We start from the raw sequence: 22664 nt of genomic DNA, 5'->3' as shown, positions 1-22664 counted from the left end.
CGGCGACAGCCGGCCCATGGGTCGCGATGGCGCCGGATCGCTCCGGCGCCATCCCAAGTCCCCGTCAGTGCGACCGCCCGTGGACGATGCCGTTGGGCCGATCACCGACCGGGATCGTCCGAATGACCGTGCCGCTTGCCGCCTCGATCACCGAGATGCTGTCCTCGGCGGTGTTGGTCACGAAGACATGCGCCCCATCGGCCGAGGCCGACACGCCATGGGCGCCCTTGCCGGCGGTGACGGTCCGCACCACCCGGCCGGTCGCCGTGTCGATCACCGAGACGGTGTCGTTGGGCTCTGCCTCGCTGCCCTGGTTGGCCACGTAGACCCAGCGGCCGTCCGCGGTCGCCAGGACCTGGATCGGACCCGGCCCCACATCCACCTTGCCGGTGACCTGGCGGGACCGGGTGTCGATGACCGCCACCCGGTTCTCGTCGCGAAGCGAGACATAGACCTGGTCGCCCGAAGGCGTGAAGCCGACCTGAACCGGCCCGGCGCCGACCGGAATGCGGGCGAGTTCGGCCAGCCCGGCCGTGTCGATCACGGACACCGACCCGTCCCGGACATTGGCGACGTAGAGCTGGGCCTCGTCCGGGCTGAGCCGCAGGCCGTGCGGATAGCCGCCCGTCGCGATGCGCGCGACCACCTTGGCCCGTGCGAGGTCGACCACGGCGATCGCGTCGCCGCCGGCCAGGGACACATAGGCGCGCCCCAGCCGGTCGGCGACCACATGGGCCGGATGCGGCCCCACCGCGACCGCCGCCGCCGGCGCCGCAAGGTCTTGCGGATCCAGGATGACGAGCAGCCCTTCGCCTGCGTCTGCGCCAACGCCCGCGCCATGCCCGTGGCCCTGCGATCCGTGGTCGCCCTGGGCCGCGGGATCGCCGACCGCCAGCAGCAGCCCGCCGTCCGGCGTCAGATCGACGTTATGCGGGGCGATGGGAAGCGAGACCGTGGCGGCCGCCCCGGTGTCCAGGTCGACGGCGCTGATGGAATTGCCGCCTTCGTTGGCGGAATAGACGGCGCCCCCCAAAGGCGCGGCGGCGGCCACTTCCCCGCCTGCCCTGGCCTCCAGCCAGGCCTGCATCTCGGCGATCTCGCGTTCCTGCGCCTCGATGATCTGGGCGGCCCATGCCTGCGTCTGCGGATCGTCCCCGTATTGCCGGACGATCCGGGCCATGTCGATCGCACCCTGATGGTGCGGGATCATGCCCTGGACAAAGGCCAGGTCGGGGTCATCGGCCATGATCCCCTCCATCATCGGCCCATGCATGTCGTTCATCGCCGCGACATTGGCCTTGGTGAAATCGGAAAGGTCGTCGGCGGCGGGCGACACCGCGGTCTGGGGCGCCTGCCCGATTTGCGCCGGGGGGTTCCCGGAGTGATGGGCGTCATGCCCGGCTTGCGCCAGGGCAAGGCCCGGCAGCCCGGCCAGCAGCCCGACGGAAAGGGCGATTGCGGCTTGTCTCATTGTTGTCATCCTTTGGCAGCGCGGAACCGGCGCCGCCTTGGGGCGCGGGATTCCGCCTTCGTCTGATTGGACCGGCAGAGGGGGGACGCCCTCTGCCATGCGCGATTCAGGCAGTCGCAATCGGACGTGGCGGCCTCAGGATGCCCGCGGGGATGCGCCCCTGGCGGTCCGGCCCCCTGACGCCAAGGTGGCCGTTTTCCGGCGAGGGCGGCAGGGCCTGGGTTTCGGGAAGGATGGCAGCCGCCAGGCAGGCCTGGCAGCAATCGAACAGGCCCGGTCCGGCCGGGTCGGGATCGCAATGATCAGCGGCAGCCCCGTCGCCCGGTCCATGGGCATGCGGGCAAGGTTGCGCCATTGCCGCGGCGGCGACGTCATGATGCAGGGAATACCCGTGCGGACCGGCATGCGCCACCGGCAGCAAAAGGACGCCGCCCAGGGCCAGCAGCAGGAGCGCGACCGACAGAAGGCGCAACCGGAACGCCGCCCGCAGGCGCGGGCCGGAACAGGATCGGGGCGGTCTGGTCACGGGGCGGGCGATCATGGCGGCCTTCGATCAGATCTCCTTGGCGCCGTGGAAGCGGGCATAGGTCTTGCGGCCCGAGGCGTCAAACAGCAGCACGTCGTAGGATTCGGGCTCGGTGCCGGGCAGGTCCATGCCGGGCGAGCCGGCGGGCATTCCCGGCGCCGCAAGGCCGATGGCCTGCGGCCGCTCGGCCAGAAGGCGGCGGATGGCCGTTGCCGGGACATGGCCCTCGATCACGTAGCCCGCGACCTCGGCCGTGTGGCACGAGGCCAGGTCGGGCGGCACGCCCAGCCGCTCCTTGAGGGCGAAGACCTCGTCCGAGTTCACCGCGCGGACCGGAAAGCCAGCGGCGCGCATGTGGTCGATCCAGCCGCCGCAGCAGCCGCAACCGGGATCCTTGGTCACTGTCACCAGCGGCAGCGTCTCGGCCCGCAGCCGGCCAGGCAGGGCGAACGCCAGGGGAAGGACGGCCGCGGCCATCAGGACGGCGCGCCGGCTCAGGGTGTGATTTCGCATCGTCAAACCTCGCTTGCGGATGGCATTCTTCCGCCATGCCGCGCGGGACGCCAGCCACGATAAGGTGAACGGGCGCCCGCATTCCGCGGCATGGTGTCGCGAGCGCCCTGGGGCCGGCGGTCCCGCCCGATCCCCAGGGCCTGGGGCCGGCGTGGCCCGAGGGGCGCGCGGCGGCCGCCGTCATTCGCCTGCGCCGGCCTGGGCCATCGCTTCCAGCAGTTCGGTGCCGTTCTTGCCGGCGGCATCCATCTCGGCCGCCCATTCCTGCGCCGCCTTCAGCAGCCGCTCGCGCCATAGCTGGACCTCGGCCTCGGGCAGTTCCGACACGGTCAGCTCGCCGCTGGCGATCAGGCTTTGGCGGATGTTCTCGTCATCCTCGTCCGTCCAGGCGCAAAAGCTCTGCTGCACGGGAAGGCCGGCCGCGGTGATCGCCTGCTGCACGTCCTCGGGCAAGGCCGCAAACCGGCTTTCGCTCATCCCGACGAACCAGCTGGAGACGCCGAACTTCACCCCGCCGACCTCATGCCTCAGCTTGCCGCCAAGCTTGTAGGCGTTGGTGCTGGAATAGGGGAAAAGCGCCCCGTCGACGGTTCCGCGCGACACGGAATCGTAAAGCTCCGACGCGGTGATGCTGATCGGGATGCTGCCCACGGCCCGCAGCGCCCTGGGCAGGGCGGAGCCCGCGGCATAGATCTTGAGCCCGCCCGCGTCGCCAAGCGAGGCGACCGGCTTCGATGACGTCATGTAGCGCTGCGGCGCCGTGGTCATCGCAAACACCACCCGCAGGCCCTGCGCGCCATATTCGGCCGCATCCAGGGCGCCGCCGGGTCTTGCCAGTTCCCAATATTTCTCGGCCGCCTCGCAGGTGGTGTCGTAGAAGCTGGAGAACTCGGTCACGCCGGTCAGCGGGAACTTGTCGGGCGCGTAAAGCGGCACGATCATCGCCATGTCGGCGATCCCCGAGCGCAGCAGCCCATAGGCATCCCGGCCCAGCTGGTTGGCGGGATAGACCTCGAACTGCACGCGCCCGTCGGTCGCCTCGGTGATGGAATCGAGCATCTTCTTGATGCCCAGATCCCAGGAATAATGGGTCTCGGGCAAGGGGTGCGCCACTTTCAGCGTGATCGTCTCTTGCGCCACGGCGGGGATGCCGCCCAGGGCAAGGGCCATCGCCGCGACGCGAAAGGCGGGGAAAACAACCGATCTCATTCATTCCTCCCTATGAGCTGGTCTTGTGGTCAAGCGCGCGCAGCACGGAAAAGCCGCTTGCGCGCTCGATGATCTTGCCCGCGGCCAGCAGGACGTCCTCGCGGAACCACCGCGCGACCAGCTGGACGCCCACCGGAATGCCATCCGCCAGGCCGGTCGGCACCGCCAGGCCCGGCAGGCCGAGCGTGGCCACCGTGGTCAGGCAGGACAGGTCGCGGATCATCTCGCGATAGCGCTCGGGCGTGTGCTGGTCCTCGTCCAGCGGAATGCGGTGGCGCCACGAGACGGGGGTCAGCATCAGGTCATGATCGGCAAGATGCAGCGACCAGGCGCGCGCGATGGCAAGCTTGCGCTGGTAGGCGGCAAGCGCCTCGTCCGTGTCGCGCGGCGCCGACATCTGCAGGATGTTGTCGAACACCTTGCGGGCCATGCGGTCCCCGGTCTTGTCGATGCCGGCCTGCGCCCGCCGGCTGTCGTCGACGGCCATGCGGTTGCGCATCTCTTCCAGCTCGTCGAAATGCGGCGGCATCCCCTCTTCGACGATGCAGCCCGCCTCGCTCAACGCCGCCGCCGCATGGTCCAGCGCCGCCGCCACCGCCGGGTCGGCGCCGCGGCCCCCCCAGCGGCGGAACAGCGACACCCGCAGGGGCGCGGGGATTGCCTGCTCCAGGGGCGCCGGAACCCATTGCGGATCGCGCGGATCTGGCTGGCCGAAGACCGCCAGCGCCAGTTGCGCATCGCGCACCGTGCGCGTGATCGGCCCCCAGACCGAGGTCAGCTGGTTGGTCAGGTTCCGCTCGGCCCTTTCGCTGGCGTTGCGGACCGCGACCCGCCCCGCCGTCGGCCGCAGGCCCACGACGCCGCAGGACCAGGACGGCAGCCGAATGGAACCGCCCCGGTCGCTGGCGACATGGATCGGCCCCAGCCCCAGCGCCGCAGCCGCGGCCGCCCCGCCGCTGGAGCCGCCCGCCGAGGCGGTCGCGTCGAAGGGATTCAGCGTCCGGCCGTAAAGCTCGTTATCGGTGAAGCCGCGCATCGAGAAGCACGGCGCATTGCTTTTCCCGATATAGATCGCACCGGCGCGGCGCAGGTGGCCGACAGCCGGGGCATCCTCGGCCGCCAGGTTGTCGCGCATCGCCGCCGAGCCGAAATCGGTGATCTTGCCGGCCACGTCGGTATCCAGCTTGACGGTAAAGGGAACCCCGTGCAACGGCCCCGCCGGCCCATCCTGGGCCAGCCGCCAGTCGGCGTCGCGGGCCATGGCGCGGGCCTCGTCGGCCTCGACCGAGGTCAGGGCGTTATGGGCCGCGTTCACCTCTTGCACCCGGTCCAGGACCGAATCGACGGCCTCGGCGCAAGAGATTTCGCGCCGGCGTATCCGGTCGGACAGTTCAGCCGCATCCATCATCCAGAATGGAAGCATGAATCACTCCTCCGCTGTGGCTAAGCGATGAAAACGCGTTGCAGGATCGACGAGATCGCAGAGGGGTGGCCGGTTCCTCCGCGATGTCCTGACTTCTTTCGGCGCCCTTGCGCCATCCCAGGCATCATCTACGGCGGTCAGGCTATTGCCCGGCCCCGGTCTCTTCAATTTCCTTTTCCGAAAGCCGCGATTTTGCAGGACAGAATTCGGCTTGGCCGCATGAGTGCGGGCCAGCTCGACATGGCCGATGTCAATGCCGCGCAATGCCGCCATGGGTGTCGACATGGACCGGCACCAGGACGGCGGCGAAGATGATGAAGATCATGCGCCCGCCGGATCCGGGGCAACCCGCAGATCAGCGCCGAGAGCCCCGTCCTGCGGGCGCCCTTGGATATGGCGCTGCGACCAGCGCCGCGGGCCGGTCCGGCAACAGCCCGGCCGCCCCGCCCCGCCTTGGGAAACCGGCTTCTACGACGCCAGCCAGCTCTGCGCCGCTGCCGGGCGGCGGTCCCGGCCAAGGGTCGCGGGCGTCATATGGTCTTCGATGTCGAGCCGTCTCAGCGCCGCGAGTGCGCTTTTCGCCATTTCGGGGGAAACCCGGCCGGTGGAATCGCCACCGGCAATTCGGATCAGCGCCTGGGTGATGGTATCCGCGCCGATCGGCGTTCCGGCCCGCGCAAGACGCAGAATCACCCGGCCGAGCGTGAAGGCAATCATGTCAGGGTTATTAGTGTAAAGCAAATCGTCACCCTCCCAATAATGTCAACCGCTTGCAAAGAATCTCCAAGCGAGAACCAATCTATAGTTGCATGTTTGCCAATCCATTCATCCAAGGCAACCATGCTGAATGCCGGGAAACCTGGAGAAAAAGGCAAGTCGCGCGCAAGGTTGGGGGAAAATGTTCATGCCGGCACAACCCAGGCGATAGCCGGGCGGGCATCCAAGGGGCCGCAGGATGCGCAAGGGCGATGTTTACTTGACGTCACGCCTGAACCACTCGGTGGATCGAACCTGGCATTTATGGTATTCGGCGCCCCGAACTGTTAGCGGAAACTCTCAGCATATGTTGGCATACATCCTGGCCGGCGTCATCGGAGGCATGACGTCGGCGGTCATCACTCTTGCACTCGGCTGCGCCTGGGTTGCGGCACTCTTGTGTTACGTCGGCTTCGGCATTGCCGGGCTTACCCTGGCGGTGCTTCCGCGGATGGCGGTCCCGTCCTGGGCAAATGGCCGGACCGGGTCGCCGGAATGCGGCCCGATGAACGATCTGGGACGGGCCGGATAATCGCCCCCCTGCGATGACGGGCGGATGGCGCCCTTGGATCGCGCCGAATCCCGCCGATCCCAATACAACCGGAAAGATATACATTTAGCCAGCTACACGCTTCGGGAGACAGGAGCATAATGGATCTATTCATTATGCTCCGTTTCACCGTGTCGTGGTTTCCGATTCTCGCGAACTGGCTGTTATTGGAGTAGACCATGACCTACCAAAACCGCGGCAGCAGGAATCTCTGCACGGATGCGACCAGCGCCTTTCGCAAGCTGCTGACCAAAACCGGCCGCCCGCCCAGCCTTGACGAGGTGGCGGCGGCGCTCGAGATCCCGCCCGAAACCCTGGCTTCCGTCTTTCGCGACGAGGCGCATCTGATGGAGATGGCGATCGAAAGCGCGCTGCTGCGCCTGCACGACCGCTGCATCCGGGCGACGACGGTGATCGACGGCGCCGACCCGATGGCGCAGCTCAAGGCCCTGGCCGACGCCTATATCGACTGGGCCATCGACCATCCCGGCGTGTTCCTGGCCCTGCATTCGCCGACGCTGGGCGCGCTGCGAAAGAACGCCCGCGTCACCCGCTTCGAGCAGGCGGTGATCGCGCTGATGCAGCGGCTGATCGCCCGCGCGCAGCAGGACGGCCTGCTGGCCGGGCGGGACGATCCGGGGATGCTTGCGGAACTGATCCGCTCGTTCATCTGCGGCGCGCTGCACAAGGCGATGCTGGAACGGCTGCCGGGGGAAAAGCCCGGTCCGGGGGATCTGGCCGAGATGCGCGAAAACCTGCGGCTGCTTCTGCAGCGGCTGACCGCCTAGCCCGACAATCGACGCGCCGGGCGCGATCTAGGGCAGCCGCGCCTGGATCAGGCGCCACCAGCACTCGATGCTGGGCTCCTGCAGCAGTTCCCGCGTGCCAAGCGTGACGCCCGCCTGCTTCAGCTCCCCACCAGCGTCATCACGGAAAGCGAATCCAGGCCCGGAAACAGCAGGTTCTCGTCGGCCGGGCTTGGCGCGGTTGAGGAACCCGAGGGCTGCTATTTCGACTACCTGGGCCGGCTGGGCCCCGACCCGGCCGAGGCGGCGGACCGCGGCTGGTGGCGCGCGCGGCTGCGCGACCTGCCGCCCCCGCCATCCCTGCCGCTGAACGACGCGGCGCCGGAGCCGGAAAGCACCCGGCTTTCGGCCCTGCTTTCGCCGGCGCAGGCCGCTGCGCTGCGGGGCCTGGCGCGGGAATTGCGGGTCACGCAAACCTCGCTTTACCTGGCGGTCTTTGCCGCCGTTCTGGCGCGGGCGACGGGCGACCGGGCCTTTCGCCTGACGCTGCCGGGCTTTTTCCGCGCCCCGGTGATGCGCGGCGCCTCGCGGCTGGTCGGGGATTGCACCGATATCCTGCCGCTCGGCCTGCGGGTGGGACCGGGGGCCATGCGGGCCGGGCTGGCGCGCGAGACGGGGCGCGAGATCGCCGAGGCGCTGTCGCACCAGGCCTGCCCCGGCGTCGCCGTGCTGCGCGAGATGTCGCGCGGCGGGCAGGGCGTGGATTCCGCGCCGGTGGTCTTTACCAGCGGGCTCGACCTGGACGGGGCGCAGCGCCGGCTGCTCAGCCCCCGCGTCGGCCGGCTGTTCGGGCGGCTGGTCTGGAGCGTCTCGCAGGCGCCGCAGGTGGCGCTGGACGTGCAGGTGGCCGCGCGGGTCGCCGGCCGCGCCCTGCCCGAGCCGGCGGCGCTGCGCGCCTTCCTGCGAAAGCGGCTGCCGCAATCGCACCTTCCCGACCGCATCCTTGCGGTCCCGGCCCTGCCGCTGTCGGCCAATGGCAAGCCCGACCGCCGCCGCGCGCGCCAGATCGCAGCCGAGCCCGGCCCCGAGCCCGCCGCGCCGCGCCGGACACCGGGCGACGCGCCCGCGGACGCGGACGAACTGGCGGGCCTGATCCTTGACGCCTTCCGCGAGGCGCTCGGCGCGCCGGGGATGGGGCCCGAGGACGATTTCTTCGGCCATGGCGGGCATTCGCCGGTCGCGACCCGCATCATCGGCAAGTTGCAGGCCGAATACGGCATCATCCTGCACTTCATCGACATCTTCCGCCATCCGACCGCCCGTGCGCTGGCGGATATCGCCACCCGCAGCGCGCCGGCCGCACCGATGCCCGCAGCCGGCGAGGACGCCGCCAAGGCCCAGGCGGCGCCGCTGTCCTTGGCCCAGCAATCGCTGCGGAAGGCCTATGCCGCCTTCGGCCATGGCGGCATCTTCAACCTGCCTTTCGCCTTGCGTTTCCCGACACCGGTGGACGAGACGGTCTTCGGCCTGGCTTTCGGCGACCTGATCCGCCGCCATCCCGTCCTGCGCAGCCATTTCCGCGAACGGGACGGCCAGCCGCTGCAAGAGGTGGTCCCGGTCGAGCGGCTGGGCGACTACCGCGGGTTCTGGACCAGCGCCGAGGCCGGCGATGCCAGCCGCCGGATCGAGGCCGGCCATGTCTTCGACCTTGCCCGCGAATTGCCGCTGCGGCTGCGCTTCTTCCGCGAGGGGGACGAGCAGGTGCTGTCCATGCTGTTCCACCATATCGTGCTGGACGAATGGTCGCTGAACCTGCTGATGGACCAGCTTGGTCACGCCTATCGCCGGCGGGCGGCGGGGCTGGCGCCGGAATGGCCCGACCAGCCGCCGGGCTTCCACCGCTTCGCCACCGCGCAAAGGGCGGCGCAGGCGGACCGCGCGCATCTGGACCATTGGCTGGATCACCTGCGCGGCGCGCCTCGCGCCCGGCCGATCCTGGGCGATGCGCCGGGCGGACGGGATCCGCAGGGCGGCTGGACCCGGATCGACCTGCCGGCCGAAATCGCGCGCGGGCTCTCTGCCACGGCGCGGCGAAACGCGGCTTCGCTCTTCGCCACCGCCTATGCGGCGATCGGCGTGGCGCTGGGGCGCCTGGGCGGCATCGGCGACCTGGTAATCGGCACCTCGGCCTCGGGGCGCAACGATCCGGCTTGGTTCGATACCGTGGGCTATTTCACCACCATGACCGCGCATCGCCTGGCTTTGGGGGCGCAGGACACGCCCGCCGCGCTGATCGCGCAGGTGCGCGACCGCATCGCCCGGTCGCTGCCGCACTCCGAGATTCCGCTGGATCAGGTGGCCGAAGCGCTGACCGGCCATCCCGTCACCCAGCTGGACGAGATGTTCGAGGTCTTCATCCAGATCCACGCCCGGAACCGGATGAACGGCGCCATCGCGTTGATGGACGGCAAGTCGCGTCGAATACCGGCAGATCGACCCGGACAAGGCCGAGACGCTTCTTGGCCTGCAATTCGAGATCGTCGAGGACGTGGCGGGCGAGACCGCCGGCCTGCGCATCATGATGAGCCATCGCGCCGACCGCCACGGCCCGGCCAAGATCCGGCAGATCACTGCGGCGGTCCAGGCGATGCTGGCCCGCTTTGCGCAACCCCAGGACGATCAGCCGCTGGCCGCCGGCCTGGCAGACCCCAGTGGCGCGGCCAGCGCCCCGCCGGCATGGGCCTCGCGGGATCGTATGGGGGCCGCGGACCTGCAACTCGCCCAGCTCGCCGATGGCGGCCTCGCGCCTGTCGGGACGGATGATGCGCAACTCGTCCCAGGGCGACATCGGCCGGCCCTGGGTGTTCACGATGCGCTCTTCGCTGTCGGTCGGCGCGGTAAAGCAGACCAGCCCCTCGACCATGCCGAAGACCTGCTGCAGCTGGCAGCCCAGCCCGGGCCGGATGCGCCGGGCGCTGGACGGGTTCAGCTTGGCGCCACCGACCTGCAGCAGCCGCAGCGAGCACAGATCCGCCCCCAGCCCGGCCTGCGCATCCAGCCACAGCAGCGCCAGCGGCGGCACCAGTGCGGTCGCCGTGACGCGATGGCGGGCGATCAGGTCGAAGCAGATCCCGGCCTCGGGCTCGGGTGCGACGACCACCGTTCCCCCGGCCATCAGCGTGCCCAGAAAGCCCGGACAGGCCATCGGGAAATTGTGCATCATCGGCAGCACGCAGAGATAGCGGGTGTCGCCGTCGAGCCCGCCGGCCGCCACCGCCATGCGGATATCGTAGAGATATTCCATGTGCCGGCGCGGGATCAGCTTGGGCACGCCGGTCGTCCCGCCCGAGATCTGGAAGCAGGCCACGTCCTCGCAATTGAGCCCGGCGGGCAGCGGAACATCGGCGCGAAACAGGCTGTCGAAGGGCGTTGCGCCCCGGCTGTCGCCCAGCACCACCACATACCGGACCGAAGGGCACCTGGCCTGCACCCGCCGGGCCAGCCCGACCATGTCATGGCCGTCGGGCTCTTGCACTGTCAGGACCGCACGGGCGCCGGTGAAATCGGCGAACTGGCCGATCTCGAGGTCGCGATGGCCGGGCAAGGCCAGCACCGGGACCACCCCCAGCCGGCAAAGCGCAAAGAACAGCGTGACGAATTCGGCGCGGTTGGGGAATTGCACCACCACCCGGTCGCCCCTGACCAGCCCCAGCGCCGCAAGCCCGCCCGCCAAGGCCAGCGCATCGCGGTGCAGCCGGTCGTAGCCGATATGGCGCGCCCCGTCGATCAGGGCCGTCCGCCCACCCAGCCGCCCGGCCTGCCGGGCCAGAAGGTCGAAGAAGGTCTCGTATCGCCAGATCCCGGCTTGGCGGTAACGGTTTGCAACATCCTGGGGCCAGAATGGGCATCGGGCCTGCCAGTCCAGAGCGTGGTCTGCCACAGCGATCTCCTTTCGCAAACCTGCCGGCGAAGCGCCGAACAGACCTTCCGCAAGAAAGACCGCATCCGCTCAGCCTGGATTCCGACCGTGGCGACTGGCGGAGGACTGAACGCACGGTATCCGAGTTTTTGTCGGATTACCGTCGAGCAACCGCAGATAGGTGTAAAGCGGACCGGGGGCGCGGGTTCCGGCGCCCTGATCACGTCTCGGGTTGCGGGACGGTCCCGATTCCCGCCGCCAGCGCTTCCAAGGGCTTAGCCTGCGCCGCGTTTCGGCGGATTTCAGCTGCTGGCACGGGAATCACATCTGGCAGCCAGCACCCGCCAGCCCGCAGCTTCTCAAGAGGGTTTGGAGATGAATGGACGCAAGATCCCGGCATGGGTCGGCACGGCCGCCCTGCTGGCATTGGCCACCGCCCCGGCGCTTGCCCAGGACGGCCAGGGCGCGACCGAGACGATGCGGCTGGACGAAATCGTCCTGACCGGCGAAAAGCAGGCGCGCAGCGTCAAGCACACCGCCTCTTCCGTGGCGATCCTGACCGCGCGCGACCTTGAGGAGAACGGCGGGCAGGACAGCGTCGCCGATGCGACCACGGGCATCGCCAACGTGACCTATGCCGCCTCGGGCGGACAGGGCGGCGCGCCCACCATCCGCGGCCCGGACGGCGAGGGCCCGAATTCCGGCACGGTCGCCTTCTTCGGCGGCACGGCTCCGCGGCTGGCCTTCAATCTGGACGGGCATTATCTGGGCTATAAGGAGATCGTCTGGGGCAGCCAGGCGTTGTGGGACGTGGAATCCATCGGGGTCTTCCGCGGCCCGCAGACGGCGGGCCAGGGCGCGAATTTCGATCGCCGGGGCGATCATCGCCAGGACCAAGGATCCGACCTTCCAGCCCTAGGGCGCCGCGCAGATGGAATACGGCAGCCACAGCCGCCTGATGGCCTCGGGATCCTTGTCCGAGGATCTGGCCGGGCGCATCGCCGTTGATGACTGGGCGCGCGACAACTGCATCGACTATACCAATCCCGCCTTCGCGGTCGGCTCGACCGACCGGGACCATGAATCGCACACCATTCGCGCCAAGCTGCTGTGGCAGCCGCAAGAGATCCCCGGATTCCAGGGCAAGCTGACCTTCTTGCACGGCATGACGAACCGGCCGAACTGGGAGGCCGTGACCGAACCCTATGAGGACCTGGAAAGCGCCACCGCCTCGAACCCCAGCTGGCGGCTGCGCACCAACACCACGATCCTGGACCTGAGCCACGATTTCGGCAACGGCTGGACGCTGTTCAACCAGCTGCAATATTCCGACATCCGGATCAAGCGCTCGACCGAGCCGGTCAACTCGGGCACGGTGGTCCTGGACCAGGACGTGACCTCGAACGAGACGCGCGCGACCTTCGGCACGCCCGAGGACCGGATCAGCGGCGTGACGGGGCTGTTCGTCTCGCACACGGATTCGGACGAGCTGCTGGATTACCGCGGCACCACCCCCTATGACGACCGCAAGGACAGCCTGGGCCTGTTCGCCGAAGCCACCTGGCGCCTGGCCGACCGCCGGAGCCTGACCGGCGGGCTGCGCTATCAGCGCGACGACATCACCCGGCGCGGCGTGTCGAGCTTTACCCCCAACCTGCTGGACGACGACGAAAGCTTCGACGCCTGGCTGCCCAAGCTGGCGCTGGCCCATGACCTCGACCGGTCGAGCCGCATCGGCGTCATGGTCAGCAAGGGCTACAACCCCGGCGGGGTGACGCTGAACCTGACCAGCGGCGAATACGTGCCCTTCGATGCGGAGACCTCGTGGAACTCCGAGATTTCGGCCGCATCCGGTTGCTCGACGACCGGATGGAACTGACCGGGAACCTGTCCTGCACCCGGCTGCACGATGCGCAGCGCTATGTCGTGACCAGCCTGCCCGAGAACATCGGCAGCGCGATCACCGTCAATGCCGAGCGCACCAGGTCCCATGGCCTGGAACTGGGGATGGACGATCTGCTGCGCGACAACCTGCGGGTCAAGGCGGGGCTGGGCCTGCTGCATGCCGAGATCGGCCGCTTGACCAGCGCGGCGGCGGAATACCAGGGCCACCGCTTCGGCCGCGCGCCCGACTATACGCTTTCGCTGGCGGCCGATTGGGACATCACGCCGGAATGGCAGCTCAGCGGCCAGCTGCGCCATACCGACGGCTATTATTCCGGCGACAACAAGGACCGAGAGACCTGGATCGGCCCATATACGGTGGCCAATGCCCGCCTGACCTGGCAGCCGCACGAGAACCTGCAGGCCTTCGCCTATGTCAGCAACCTGTTCGACGACCGCTCGGTGACCTCTCTGCGGGCCAGCCGCTCGATCGGCGGCTTCGAGGCCACCGTGGTCGAGCCGCGCGAGCTGGGCATCGGCCTGAAGATGACGTTCTGATGCGAAGGGTGCCCCGGCAGCGACCGGGCCGCCCTGCCCCAGGGTCGCGCTGCGGCAGGCGGGTCAGGCGCCGTCCAGCCCGCCCAGGCGGCGGATCTCGGCCACGACCTCGGCCACGCCCTCGCCGGTGCGCAGGGAGCAGAAGCGCACCGGGCGCGCGCCGCGTTGCCGGGCCGCATCGCGCGCCATGCGGTCGCGGTCGCAGCCCACCGCCTCGGAGATGTCGATCTTGTTGACGACCAGCAGGTCCGAGCGCGTGACCCCCGGCCCGCCCTTGCGCGGGATGTCGTCGCCCATGCCGCAGTCGATCTGATAGACCGTCAGGTCCGCCAGTTCCGGCGAGAAGGTGGCCGACAGGTTGTCGCCCCCCGACTCGATCAGGATCACGTCGAGGTCGGGAAAGGCCGCCGTCAGCTCTTCGACGGCGGCAAGGTTGATCGAGCAATCCTCGCGGATCGCCGTATGCGGGCAGCCGCCGGTCTCGACGCCGCGGATGCGCTCCAGCGGCAGGGCCTGCACGCGCATCAGGTATTCGGCATCCTCGCGCGTATAGATGTCGTTGGTGATCGCGGCGACGGACAGGTCTTGCGACAGCGCCCGGCAAAGCGCCTCGGTCAGGCGGGTCTTGCCCGCGCCGACCGGGCCGCCGATGCCGATGCGAAGCGGGCCGTTCGGGCTGGTCATGTGCGATAGATCCTTGGTTGCAGCGTTTCGTGGCGGATGGCGGCCAGGTCGCCGCGCAAGGTGCAGCCGCCCAGCTCGTCCAGCGTCGCGACCTCGGCCTCGGCGGCGATCTCGTGGATCAGCGGCATCAGGGCGGCCAGCACGCGCTGGCCCTGGGTCGGGCCGATGGGCACGGACTTGACGCAGGCCGTGACCAGGTTCGAGGCAAAGGCCTGCAGGAAGAGCGCCAGCGTTTCGGCAAGCGGCACCCCCGCACGGGCGGCCGCCATGCCGATGGCGACGGGATAGGGGGCGGGTTGCAGCGCGCCCTCGACGGCCGAGAGGGCGCGGGCGAAGCTTGCCCCCTGCTCGGCCGCCTCGCGGCGACGCTCGGCGCAACCGGACAGCGCCAGGGCAAGCTCGGCCACATCCTCGCCCCGCCAGGCATGGGCCAAGAGGATCGCGTCATTGCGGCCCGCGCCGTGGCGCAGGATGTCGGCGATCCAGTCCTGCACCGCGTCCGGCCCGGTCAGCCAGCCATCGGCGATGGCCTGCTCGATGCCGTGCGAATAGGCAAAGCTGCCCACCGGCCAGGCGGGCGACAGCCAGGCAAACAGCCGTTGCAGCGCGGCAAGCTCAGCCATGGGGGTGGGGGTGGCCATGCGCATGCTGGTGCCCGTGCCCGTCCCCATGTCCATGCCCATGTCCATGCCCATGCGAATGGCCCATGACCTGGGCCGGGCCATAGGCGCCGCCTTCGGGGGTAAAGGGGCGCCGCGCCTCGGTCACGGTCGCGCCCAGGCCCTGCAGCATGGCGCGCAGGACGTGATCGGCGCGGATGACCAGGTGGAAGGGCTCGATCTGGCAGGGGGTGTGGCGGTTGCCGATATGCCAGGCCAGGCGCGGCAGGTCGCCGGTGACGATCAGCACCGGCTCGGCTGCGGCGACAACCTCGACCGGGCCGGCATCGCTCAACAGCGCGTCGCCATGGGCCAGCGCGGTGACTTTCGGCAGATCGACCAGCAGGTCGGCGCCCGAGCGGGTGCGCAGCAGCTTGCGGCGCAGGAAGCGGGCATCGTAGTCCAACTCGACCCGGTCGATGGGCGGGGCGGCAAGCGGCGGGTGAAGGACAACGGTGGCTTTCATCGTCAGAACAGGAAATAGCGTTGCGTCATGGGCAGGCTTTCGGCGGGCTGGCAGGTCAGCAACTCGCCATCCGCGCGCACCTCGTAGGTTTCGGGGTCGACATGGATCTCGGGGGTGGCGTCGTTCAGCACCATCTGCGCCTTGCCGATGCCGCGCGTGCCGCGCGCGGCGACCGTGTCCTTGGCCAGCCCCAGATGGCCCAGCTCGGCATCGCGGCTGACGAAGGTCACGGCGCTGCGTTCGACCGAGCGCCCGAAGGCCCCGAACATGGGCCGCGAATGCACCGGCTGCGGCGTCGGGATCGAGGCGTTGGGATCGCCCATCTGCGCCATGACCACGGTGCCGCCCAGCAGCACCATCTCGGGCTTGACGCCGAAGAAGGCGGGGTTCCACAGCACCAGGTCGGCACGCTTGCCGGGCTCGACCGAACCGATCTCATGCGCCAATCCATGCGCGATGGCCGGGTTGATGGTGTATTTCGCGACATAGCGGCGGACGCGGAAATTGTCGGCCGGGCCATCGCCCAGCACGCCCCTTTGCACCCGCATCTTGTGGGCGGTCTGCCAGGTGCGGATCAGCACCTCGCCCACCCGGCCCATGGCCTGGCTGTCGGAGGAGATGATCGACATGGCACCGATGTCGTGCAGGATGTCCTCGGCCGCGATGGTCTCGCGCCGGATGCGGGATTCGGCAAAGGCGATGTCTTCCGGGATCGAGCGGTCCAGGTGATGGCAGACCATCAGCATGTCCAGATGCTCTTCCATCGTGTTGACGGTGAAGGGCCGCGTCGGGTTGGTCGAGGACGGGATCACGTTCGCCAGCCCCGCCACCCGGATGATGTCGGGCGCATGGCCGCCGCCCGCGCCCTCGGTATGGAAGGCATGGATGGTGCGGCCGGCGATGGCGGCGATGGTGTCCTCGACAAAGCCGCTTTCGTTCAGCGTGTCGGTGTGGATCATCACCTGCACGTCCATGCGGTCGGCGACGGAAAGGCAGCAGTCGATGGCGGCGGGGGTGGTGCCCCAGTCCTCGTGCAGCTTCATCGCGCAGGCGCCGGCGCGGATCTGTTCCTCCAGCGCGGCGGGCAGCGAGGCGTTGCCCTTGCCCGCAAACGCGAGGTTCATCGGGAAGGCGTCCGCGGCCTGCAGCATCCGGCCGATATGCCAGGGCCCCGGCGTGCAGGTGGTGGCCAGCGTGCCATGCGCCGGGCCGGTGCCGCCGCCCAGCATGGTGGTGATGCCCGAATGCAGCGCGTCGTCGATCTGCTGGGGACAGATGAAATGGATATGCGCGTCCATCGCCCCGGCGGTCAGGATACGGCCTTCGCCCGCGATGATCTCGGTCCCCGGCCCGATCAGCACGGTGACGGCGGGCTGGGTATCGGGGTTGCCGGCCTTGCCGATCACCGCGATGCGCCCGTCCCGCAGACCCACATCGGCCTTGTAGATGCCGGTCGCATCCACGATCAGCGCGTTGGTGATGACGGTGTCCATCGCGCCCTCGGCGCGGGATTTCTGCGACTGGCCCATGCCGTCGCGGATGACCTTGCCGCCGCCGAACTTGACCTCCTCGCCATAGGTGGTCAGGTCGCGCTCGACCTCGATGACCAGTTCGGTGTCGGCCAGGCGCACGCGGTCGCCGGTGGTGGGGCCATAGATCGCCGCGTAATCGGCGCGGGACAGCGTGGCGGGCATCCTACAGCTCCCCCATGACGGCGGCGCGAAAGCCGAAGACCCGGCGGTCGCCCGCAAAGGGGATCAGGCCCACGTCGCGGGTCTGCCCCGGCTCGAAGCGGATCGCGGTGCCGGCGGCGATGTCGAGGCGCATCCCCCGCGCGGCCGCGCGGTCGAAATCCAGCGCCGGGTTGGTTTCGGCGAAATGGTAATGGCTGCCGACCTGCACCGGGCGGTCGCCGGTATTGGCGACGGTCAGGACCAGGCGGGGGCGGCCGGCGTTCAGCACGATCTCGCCCTCGGCGGGGATGATCTCTCCGGGGATCATCTCAGGCCACCGCCAGCGCAAGGCCCGCCGCGGCGGTCGCAGCGCCCAGCCAGCGCGCCAGCGGCAGGCGCCCCAGCGCGATGCCGATGCCGTGCAGGCCCGCCGTCGCCAGCGCAAAGCCCGCGGCATAGGCGGCCAGCCCCTGCGCCGGGCCTTCGATCCCGTGCGCATGGCCGTGCATCATGCCGAAGACCGCGATCACCGGCAGCACCATGGCCAGGCCCGGCCGCAGGGCCAGCGCGATCGCCGCGCCGATGACGATGGAAGAGGCCAGGATCACCGGCTCGACCAGCGGCAGGCCGACCCCCGCCGCACCCAGCGCGCCGCCCGCGACCATCGCCGCCACGAAGGCCAGCGGCAGCGCCCAGATCGCGCGTCCGCCGATGCCGGCCGCCCACAGGCCCACGGCCAGCATGGCCAGCAGGTGATCGGCCCCGCCCAGCGGGTGGGACAGGCCCGCCACCAGGGGCGCGCCCCCGCCGTGGCCGGTGTGGGCAAGGGCCGCGGTCGGTGCCAGCAGCAGGGCGGCAAGAAGCTTTTTCATCGCGAAGTCCTTCAGCGGATGGGATGGTGGACCGTCACCAGCTTGGTGCCGTCGGGAAAGGTGGCCTCGACCTGGATCTCGGGGATCATCTCGGGCACGCCTTCCATGCAATCCTCGGCGCGCAGGATCTCGGCGCCCCAGGACATCAGGTCGGCGACCGAGCGGCCGTCGCGGGCACCCTCGACCACGGCGTCGGTGATGATGGCGACGGCCTCGGGGTGGTTCAGCCTGACGCCGCGCGCCATGCGGTTGCGGGCGACGATGGCGGCCATGGCCACCAGCAGCTTGTCCTTTTCGCGGGGTGTCAGGTTCATCTTTCGCCTCACAATTGCCAGACGCGCGGCGGCGGGCCGGCGCGGAAATGCGCGATGAGCGGCACCAGCGCCGCCCGCAGGGCCTGGGCCGAGGGTGCCAGGAACCGCGCCACCAGCAGGCCCGGCAGCGCGCTGACCCCGGCCTCGGCGCCCTGGGGGATCGCCGCGCGGGCCGCGTCCAGCCCATGCTCGGCCCCCGGCGCGGCAAGGATCATGGTGGCGGCGGCGCGCACCCCCGCCAGGGTGGCGGGCCCCGTGGGCATCCCGTCCAGCCGCATCGCCTCGGCATGGATCAGGCGGTCGCCGCGGCGGATGCGCCAATGGTCGCGCAGATGGAACCGGCGCAGCGTTTCCCCATGCGCCGCGCGCCCGAAGACCACGCTTTCGGCGGCCAGCAGCGTCGCGCCCGGCGCCATCTCCACGGTCAGCCGCCGTTCGAGGGCCGAGCCCTCGAACAGGATCGTCTCCTGCGGCAGCCAGTCGATGCGGGCGCCTTCGTCAAGCGTCAGGAGGTTCGACACCTGCCCTGCCCCGCCGGCGCTGCGATAGACGCGCTCGGCCGCCTGCGTCGTCACCGTCAGGCTTTCGCCCCGGCCCGCATGGATGCCAAGCGCCAGCCGGTCGCCGCCGGTGATGCCGCCGGCGGTATTGACCACCACCGCCTCGCAGCGGTTCCGCGGCATCAGGATCTTGAGGCAGCCTTGCTGGTGCAGGCGCCGCAGCCGCCCTTCGGCACGCGACAGCTGCGCCGCGCCGTGGCTGCGCGGCAATGCCTGAACCGAACTGGAGATGTCCAAAGCCATGAGCGGATCCCGATGCGTTGCCCCGACCTCGGCCATGAAACAGGGCGGCGATCAACCGATGGGCAGCCGCCGCCAAGCGGCCGGGGCAAAACGCCCGGCAACCTGCCCGGATATTCGCCACGGCGACGGGTTTTTGGGCAATCGCCGAACGCCTGCCGCCCTTTGGCCGCCGGTGCCGGACCTGGGCCGGGAAAACCGACCGCCCCGGCCCTGCTTCGATCCATTTCTGCCCGTTCGGCAAGCGATCGCCCGCGGAACTGGCTGAAACTTCATCACCGCATGTCGCCCGGCGCCGCGCCGCGGCATGGGATTTGGCGCGGTGCCGCCGATGGCCTCTAGTGCCCCTGAACCCGCTGCCAATGACACAGGGAAGGGAAGACAGGGATGAAGAGGATTATCAGCGCAGCCGCCGCACTGGCCGTTTCGACCGGCCTTGCCGGCACCGCGCAGGCGCAGGCGCAGGAAGGCGAGCCGATCAAGATCGGCGTGCTGCATTCGTTGTCGGGCACGATGGCGATTTCGGAAACCACGCTGAAGGACACCGTCCTGATGATGGTCGAGCGCCAGAACGCCAAGGGCGGCCTTCTGGGCCGCCCGCTGGAGGCGGTGGTGGTCGATCCCGCCTCGGACTGGCCGCTCTTTGCCGAGAAGGCGCGCGAACTGCTGACCGTGTCCGAGGTGGACGTGATCTTCGGCTGCTGGACCTCGGTCTCGCGCAAGTCCGTGCTGCCGGTGCTGGAGGAACTCAACGGGCTGATGTTCTATCCCGTTCAATATGAAGGCGAGGAAAGCTCGAAGAACGTCATCTATACCGGCGCCGCCCCGAACCAGCAGGCGATCCCGGCGGTCGATTACATGACCGAGGAGCTGGGCGTCGAGAAATGGGCGCTGCTCGGGACCGACTACGTCTATCCGCGCACGACGAACAACATCCTCGACGCCTATCTGAAGGGCAAGGGCGTGGCAGAGGGCGACATCTTCGTCAACTACACGCCCTTCGGGCATTCCGACTGGTCCAAGATCGTCGCGGACGTGGTGGCGCTTGGCGCCGACGGCAAGAAGGTCGGCGTGGTCTCGACGATCAACGGCGACGCCAATGTCGGCTTCTACAAGGAGCTTGCCGCGGCGGGCGTCTCGGCCGAGGACATCCCGGTCATCGCCTTCTCGGTCGGCGAGGAAGAGCTTTCGGGGCTGGATACCACGAACCTCGTGGGCCACCTGGCCGCCTGGAACTATTTCCAATCCGCCGACACGCCGGAAAACGCCGCGTTCATCGAGGACTGGCACAAGTTCATCGGCGACGCCAAGCGCGTGACCAACGACCCGATGGAGGCGACGGTGATCGGCTTCAACGCCTGGGTGGCGGCGGTCGAAAAGGCCGGGACCACGGATGTCGATCCGGTGCTGGACGCCATCGTCGGCGTCGAGGTGCCGAACCTGACCGGCGGCACGGCGACGGTCCTGCCCAACCACCACCTGACCAAGCCGGTGCTGATCGGCGAGATCCGCGAGGACGGGCAGTTCGACATCGTCAGCCAGACCGAGCCGGTGCCCGGCGACGCCTGGACCGACTTCCTGCCCGAATCCGCGGTGCTCGAGGCCGACTGGCAGGACAGGAAATGCGGCATGTTCAACACGCAGACCGACAGCTGCGTGCAGATCCAGTCGAATTACTGACAGATTGCGGGGGCGGTTCCGCCGCCCCCTTCCTTGGACGGGAGCGCCCATGACCTGCCGCCTGATCGCCCTTTTGCTGACGCTGCTTCTGGCCCTGCCTGCCGCCGCCAACCCGGCGCTGGAAGCCGTCGTCGCCGACAACCTCGACCAGATCGAAAAGCCCTCGCGCCGCACGGTCGGGCCGCTGGTCGCCGAGATCGCCGCCACCGGCCCCGAGGGGCTGGCGCTGCTGTCGGCCTGGGCGGGCCGCGCGCTTGGCCTGGCCGGCGGGCGGCTGGTGATCGTGGACGGCGACGGCGCCACCGATGCGGTGACGGGACAGCCTGTCGCGGACGCGGAGCCCAGGATGCTGCGGCCCAATTCCGGCGTGCGCGGCGTCATCGAATCGGCGCTGGTCGCGGGCGAGATCGCCAGCCCCGACCGCGCCCGCCGCGCCGCCGCGCTGGCCAGCATCGCCCGCGACGGCACCGCCGCGCATCTGGCCGCCCTGCGCTCGGCCGCGCCCGAGGCCGATCCCGTCCTGGCCGCGCGCCGCGACCGGATCGAAAGGCTGCTGACCATCCGCTTCGATACCGACCCCGCCGCCCGCGTGGCCGCCATCCAGCTGATGGCGGGCGATGTCGGGCTGGATTTCCGCGCCGCGCTGAACCCGCTGCTGGCGACGCGCCGCCTGGCCGCGGCGGAGGAGCCGCAAGCCAATATCGCCCGCGAATTGCGCCCAGGCTCGGATGATTTCCCGCGCGAGGCCGCCGTCGCCCTGCTGACCGCCGAGGGGCTGATCCAGCCGCGCCTGACGCCCGCCGACCAGCGCGCTGCGCTGGCCGCGCATGTCGCCCAGGGCCGCGTGGGCGGCGTTCCCGTCGCAGAACTGTCCGACCCGCAGGCCCGCGACCGCGCCTATGAGGCGCTGGAGGCCGCGGGCGCCGTCCCCCCTGCCGCGACCGAGTCCGAGACCGAGGCGGCGCTGGCCGGCACCCGCTTCTTCGAGGTCTATGCGGAGGCCGACCCCGACGTGACCGACGCCGCCCGCGCCGCGCAAAGGGGCGCGGAATGGCGGCTGGCGGCGATGTCCGGCATCGACCTGGGGCTGGACGCGCTGTCCCTGGCCTCGATCTATTTCCTGGCCGCCATCGGGCTGGCGATCACCTTCGGCGTCATGCGCGTCATCAACATGGCGCATGGCGAATTCATCATGATGGGCGCCTATACCGGCTATGTCACCCAGACCATGATCGCGGATCGCACCCTGTCGCTGGTGGTGGCGCTGCCGCTGGCCTTTGCGGTGACTTTCGCGGCCGGGGTGGCGCTTTACCGGCTGGTGATCCGGCATCTGGCGCATCGCCCGCTGGAGACGCTGCTGGCGACCTTCGGCGTGTCCATCGCGCTGCAACAGCTGGCCAAGAACATCTTCGGCACCCAGGCCCGGCCGCTGACCGCGCCGGCATGGCTGGAGGGGGCGATCACCGTGAACGACGTGATCTCGATCTCCTCGATCCGGGTGGCGATCCTGGTGCTTGCGGTGCTGTTCCTGGGGCTGTTCCTGTTCATCATGAAGCGCACCCGGCTGGGGCTCGAGGTGCGCGCGGTCACGCAAAACCCCGGCATGGCCGCCAGCATGGGCATCAACCCTGACCGCATCGCCATGATGACCTTTGGCCTCGGCTCGGGCATCGCCGGGATCGCGGGGGTGGCCATCGGCCTTTTTGCGCAGGTCACGTCCGAGCTGGGCCAGCAATACATCGTGCAAAGCTTCATGACCGTCGTGGTGGGCGGCGTCGGCAATATCTGGGGCACGCTGGCGGGCGCCGGGCTGATCGGGGTGCTGTCGAAGGTGATCGAATCCTTCAACCCCTCGAACACGCTGGCGGCGCAGACCTTCATGATCCTGTTCATTGTGATCTTCATCCAGTTCCGTCCGCGCGGCATCATCCCGCAGCGCGGCCGTGCGGCGGAGGCCTGAC

20 protein-coding genes and 1 pseudogene are annotated in these 22664 nt (G+C 69.5%); 7 read left to right on the top strand and 14 right to left on the bottom strand.

Annotated elements, in window-relative coordinates:
• Positions 1 to 64 precede the first annotated feature (64 nt).
• The 5 genes from KF941_RS05045 to KF941_RS05025 form a co-directional block, all read right to left on the bottom strand.
• Positions 65 to 1471 carry a DUF305 domain-containing protein gene (locus tag KF941_RS05045; RefSeq protein ID WP_240540223.1) on the bottom strand — a complete coding sequence of 469 codons (1407 nt, stop codon included), beginning with the start codon at positions 1469 to 1471 and terminating at the stop codon, positions 65 to 67.
• A 553-nt stretch (positions 1472 to 2024) separates the two neighbouring features.
• Positions 2025 to 2510, bottom strand: coding sequence for a DUF411 domain-containing protein (locus KF941_RS05040; RefSeq protein ID WP_072462587.1), 486 nt, complete (start codon positions 2508 to 2510; stop codon positions 2025 to 2027).
• A 180-nt stretch (positions 2511 to 2690) separates the two neighbouring features.
• Positions 2691 to 3719, bottom strand: a complete 1029-nt coding sequence (locus KF941_RS05035) for a hypothetical protein (RefSeq protein WP_214272719.1) — start codon at positions 3717 to 3719, stop codon at positions 2691 to 2693.
• A gap of 10 nt (positions 3720 to 3729) precedes the next feature.
• Positions 3730 to 5142 carry an amidase gene (locus KF941_RS05030; RefSeq protein WP_214272718.1) on the bottom strand — a complete coding sequence of 471 codons (1413 nt, stop codon included), beginning with the start codon at positions 5140 to 5142 and terminating at the stop codon, positions 3730 to 3732.
• Between the two features lie 468 nt (positions 5143 to 5610).
• The gene (locus tag KF941_RS05025; RefSeq protein WP_214272717.1) at positions 5611 to 5859 is read right to left on the bottom strand and encodes a hypothetical protein; all 249 of its coding nucleotides are present in this window, start codon (positions 5857 to 5859) and stop codon (positions 5611 to 5613) included.
• Positions 5860 to 6627: 768 nt separating this feature from the next.
• Between KF941_RS05025 and KF941_RS05020 the strand changes: the two genes are divergently transcribed.
• Both KF941_RS05020 and KF941_RS05015 read left to right on the top strand, forming a co-directional pair.
• Complete coding sequence (locus KF941_RS05020; RefSeq protein WP_036755167.1) at positions 6628 to 7236, top strand: WHG domain-containing protein; 609 nt, start codon at positions 6628 to 6630, stop codon at positions 7234 to 7236.
• A 42-nt stretch (positions 7237 to 7278) separates the two neighbouring features.
• Positions 7279 to 9597: pseudogene (locus KF941_RS05015) on the top strand (condensation domain-containing protein); the annotation flags it as partial.
• 10 nt (positions 9598 to 9607) lie between these two features.
• Here the strand turns inward: KF941_RS05015 and KF941_RS05010 are convergent.
• Positions 9608 to 11134, bottom strand: coding sequence for an AMP-binding protein (locus KF941_RS05010; RefSeq protein ID WP_346428959.1), 1527 nt, complete (start codon positions 11132 to 11134; stop codon positions 9608 to 9610).
• 354 nt (positions 11135 to 11488) lie between these two features.
• Between KF941_RS05010 and KF941_RS05005 the strand changes: the two genes are divergently transcribed.
• From KF941_RS05005 to KF941_RS28285, 3 genes are read left to right on the top strand one after another with little or no spacing between them, the layout of a single operon-like run.
• Entirely contained in the window at positions 11489 to 12121 is a 633-nt protein-coding gene (locus KF941_RS05005) for a Plug domain-containing protein (protein WP_214272715.1), read from the top strand.
• Positions 12045 to 12992, top strand: coding sequence for a TonB-dependent receptor (locus KF941_RS28290; protein ID WP_214272714.1), 948 nt, complete (start codon positions 12045 to 12047; stop codon positions 12990 to 12992). Before KF941_RS05005 ends, KF941_RS28290 begins: the two co-directional genes overlap by 77 nt.
• Entirely contained in the window at positions 12938 to 13555 is a 618-nt protein-coding gene (locus KF941_RS28285) for a TonB-dependent receptor (protein ID WP_214272713.1), read from the top strand. The genes KF941_RS28290 and KF941_RS28285 overlap by 55 nt, the downstream gene beginning before the upstream one ends.
• A gap of 63 nt (positions 13556 to 13618) precedes the next feature.
• Here KF941_RS28285 and ureG read toward each other — a convergent pair whose 3' ends face one another.
• Genes ureG through KF941_RS04955 form a run of 8 tightly spaced genes read right to left on the bottom strand, consistent with a single transcriptional unit; the run spans position 13619 to position 19026 of the window.
• Positions 13619 to 14239: an urease accessory protein UreG gene (gene ureG / locus KF941_RS04990; protein ID WP_214272712.1), complete on the bottom strand. Its 621-nt coding sequence runs from the start codon at positions 14237 to 14239 to the stop codon at positions 13619 to 13621.
• Complete coding sequence (locus KF941_RS04985) at positions 14236 to 14886, bottom strand: urease accessory UreF family protein (protein WP_214273648.1); 651 nt, start codon at positions 14884 to 14886, stop codon at positions 14236 to 14238. Before KF941_RS04985 ends, ureG begins: the two co-directional genes overlap by 4 nt.
• Positions 14855 to 15364: an urease accessory protein UreE gene (locus tag KF941_RS04980; RefSeq protein ID WP_214272711.1), complete on the bottom strand. Its 510-nt coding sequence runs from the start codon at positions 15362 to 15364 to the stop codon at positions 14855 to 14857. The genes KF941_RS04985 and KF941_RS04980 overlap by 32 nt, the downstream gene beginning before the upstream one ends.
• Before the next feature lie 2 nt (positions 15365 to 15366).
• Entirely contained in the window at positions 15367 to 17058 is a 1692-nt protein-coding gene (gene ureC / locus KF941_RS04975; RefSeq protein ID WP_214272710.1) for an urease subunit alpha, read from the bottom strand.
• Between the two features lies 1 nt (position 17059).
• The gene (locus KF941_RS04970) at positions 17060 to 17365 is read right to left on the bottom strand and encodes an urease subunit beta (RefSeq protein ID WP_072462575.1); all 306 of its coding nucleotides are present in this window, start codon (positions 17363 to 17365) and stop codon (positions 17060 to 17062) included.
• A 1-nt stretch (position 17366) separates the two neighbouring features.
• Positions 17367 to 17909, bottom strand: coding sequence for a HupE/UreJ family protein (locus tag KF941_RS04965; protein ID WP_214272709.1), 543 nt, complete (start codon positions 17907 to 17909; stop codon positions 17367 to 17369).
• Between the two features lie 11 nt (positions 17910 to 17920).
• Positions 17921 to 18223, bottom strand: coding sequence for an urease subunit gamma (locus KF941_RS04960; protein WP_036755147.1), 303 nt, complete (start codon positions 18221 to 18223; stop codon positions 17921 to 17923).
• An 8-nt stretch (positions 18224 to 18231) separates the two neighbouring features.
• A complete protein-coding gene (locus tag KF941_RS04955; protein ID WP_036755143.1) occupies positions 18232 to 19026 on the bottom strand; it encodes an urease accessory protein UreD in 795 nt (264 codons plus the stop codon).
• A gap of 384 nt (positions 19027 to 19410) precedes the next feature.
• Here KF941_RS04955 and urtA point away from each other — a divergent pair, with 384 nt between their 5' ends.
• Positions 19411 to 20703 carry an urea ABC transporter substrate-binding protein gene (urtA, locus tag KF941_RS04950; protein WP_214272708.1) on the top strand — a complete coding sequence of 431 codons (1293 nt, stop codon included), beginning with the start codon at positions 19411 to 19413 and terminating at the stop codon, positions 20701 to 20703.
• Between the two features lie 49 nt (positions 20704 to 20752).
• Complete coding sequence (gene urtB / locus KF941_RS04945) at positions 20753 to 22663, top strand: urea ABC transporter permease subunit UrtB (protein ID WP_036755139.1); 1911 nt, start codon at positions 20753 to 20755, stop codon at positions 22661 to 22663.
• The last annotated feature ends 1 nt before the right edge of the window (position 22664 follow it).

Origin of the sequence: Paracoccus sp. pheM1 (genome assembly GCF_018499825.1) — a bacterium.
Classification (GTDB): domain Bacteria; phylum Pseudomonadota; class Alphaproteobacteria; order Rhodobacterales; family Rhodobacteraceae; genus Paracoccus; species Paracoccus versutus.
This window is presented reverse-complemented; position numbering and strand designations above follow the sequence as displayed.

Coding starts and splice junctions, on each gene's coding strand:
- KF941_RS05045 (WP_240540223.1), bottom strand. CDS start 1,471: ATGAGACAAGCCGCAATCGCCCTTTCCGTCGGGCTGCTGGCCGGGCTG.
- KF941_RS05040 (WP_072462587.1), bottom strand. CDS start 2,510: ATGCGAAATCACACCCTGAGCCGGCGCGCCGTCCTGATGGCCGCGGCC.
- KF941_RS05035 (WP_214272719.1), bottom strand. CDS start 3,719: ATGAGATCGGTTGTTTTCCCCGCCTTTCGCGTCGCGGCGATGGCCCTT.
- KF941_RS05030 (WP_214272718.1), bottom strand. CDS start 5,142: ATGCTTCCATTCTGGATGATGGATGCGGCTGAACTGTCCGACCGGATA.
- KF941_RS05025 (WP_214272717.1), bottom strand. CDS start 5,859: ATGATTGCCTTCACGCTCGGCCGGGTGATTCTGCGTCTTGCGCGGGCC.
- KF941_RS05020 (WP_036755167.1), top strand. CDS start 6,628: ATGACCTACCAAAACCGCGGCAGCAGGAATCTCTGCACGGATGCGACC.
- KF941_RS05005 (WP_214272715.1), top strand. CDS start 11,489: ATGAATGGACGCAAGATCCCGGCATGGGTCGGCACGGCCGCCCTGCTG.
- KF941_RS28290 (WP_214272714.1), top strand. CDS start 12,045: ATGGAATACGGCAGCCACAGCCGCCTGATGGCCTCGGGATCCTTGTCC.
- ureG (WP_214272712.1), bottom strand. CDS start 14,239: ATGACCAGCCCGAACGGCCCGCTTCGCATCGGCATCGGCGGCCCGGTC.
- KF941_RS04985 (WP_214273648.1), bottom strand. CDS start 14,886: ATGCGCATGGCCACCCCCACCCCCATGGCTGAGCTTGCCGCGCTGCAA.
- KF941_RS04980 (WP_214272711.1), bottom strand. CDS start 15,364: ATGAAAGCCACCGTTGTCCTTCACCCGCCGCTTGCCGCCCCGCCCATC.
- ureC (WP_214272710.1), bottom strand. CDS start 17,058: ATGCCCGCCACGCTGTCCCGCGCCGATTACGCGGCGATCTATGGCCCC.
- KF941_RS04970 (WP_072462575.1), bottom strand. CDS start 17,365: ATGATCCCCGGAGAGATCATCCCCGCCGAGGGCGAGATCGTGCTGAAC.
- KF941_RS04965 (WP_214272709.1), bottom strand. CDS start 17,909: ATGAAAAAGCTTCTTGCCGCCCTGCTGCTGGCACCGACCGCGGCCCTT.
- KF941_RS04960 (WP_036755147.1), bottom strand. CDS start 18,223: ATGAACCTGACACCCCGCGAAAAGGACAAGCTGCTGGTGGCCATGGCC.
- KF941_RS04955 (WP_036755143.1), bottom strand. CDS start 19,026: ATGGCTTTGGACATCTCCAGTTCGGTTCAGGCATTGCCGCGCAGCCAC.
- urtA (WP_214272708.1), top strand. CDS start 19,411: ATGAAGAGGATTATCAGCGCAGCCGCCGCACTGGCCGTTTCGACCGGC.
- urtB (WP_036755139.1), top strand. CDS start 20,753: ATGACCTGCCGCCTGATCGCCCTTTTGCTGACGCTGCTTCTGGCCCTG.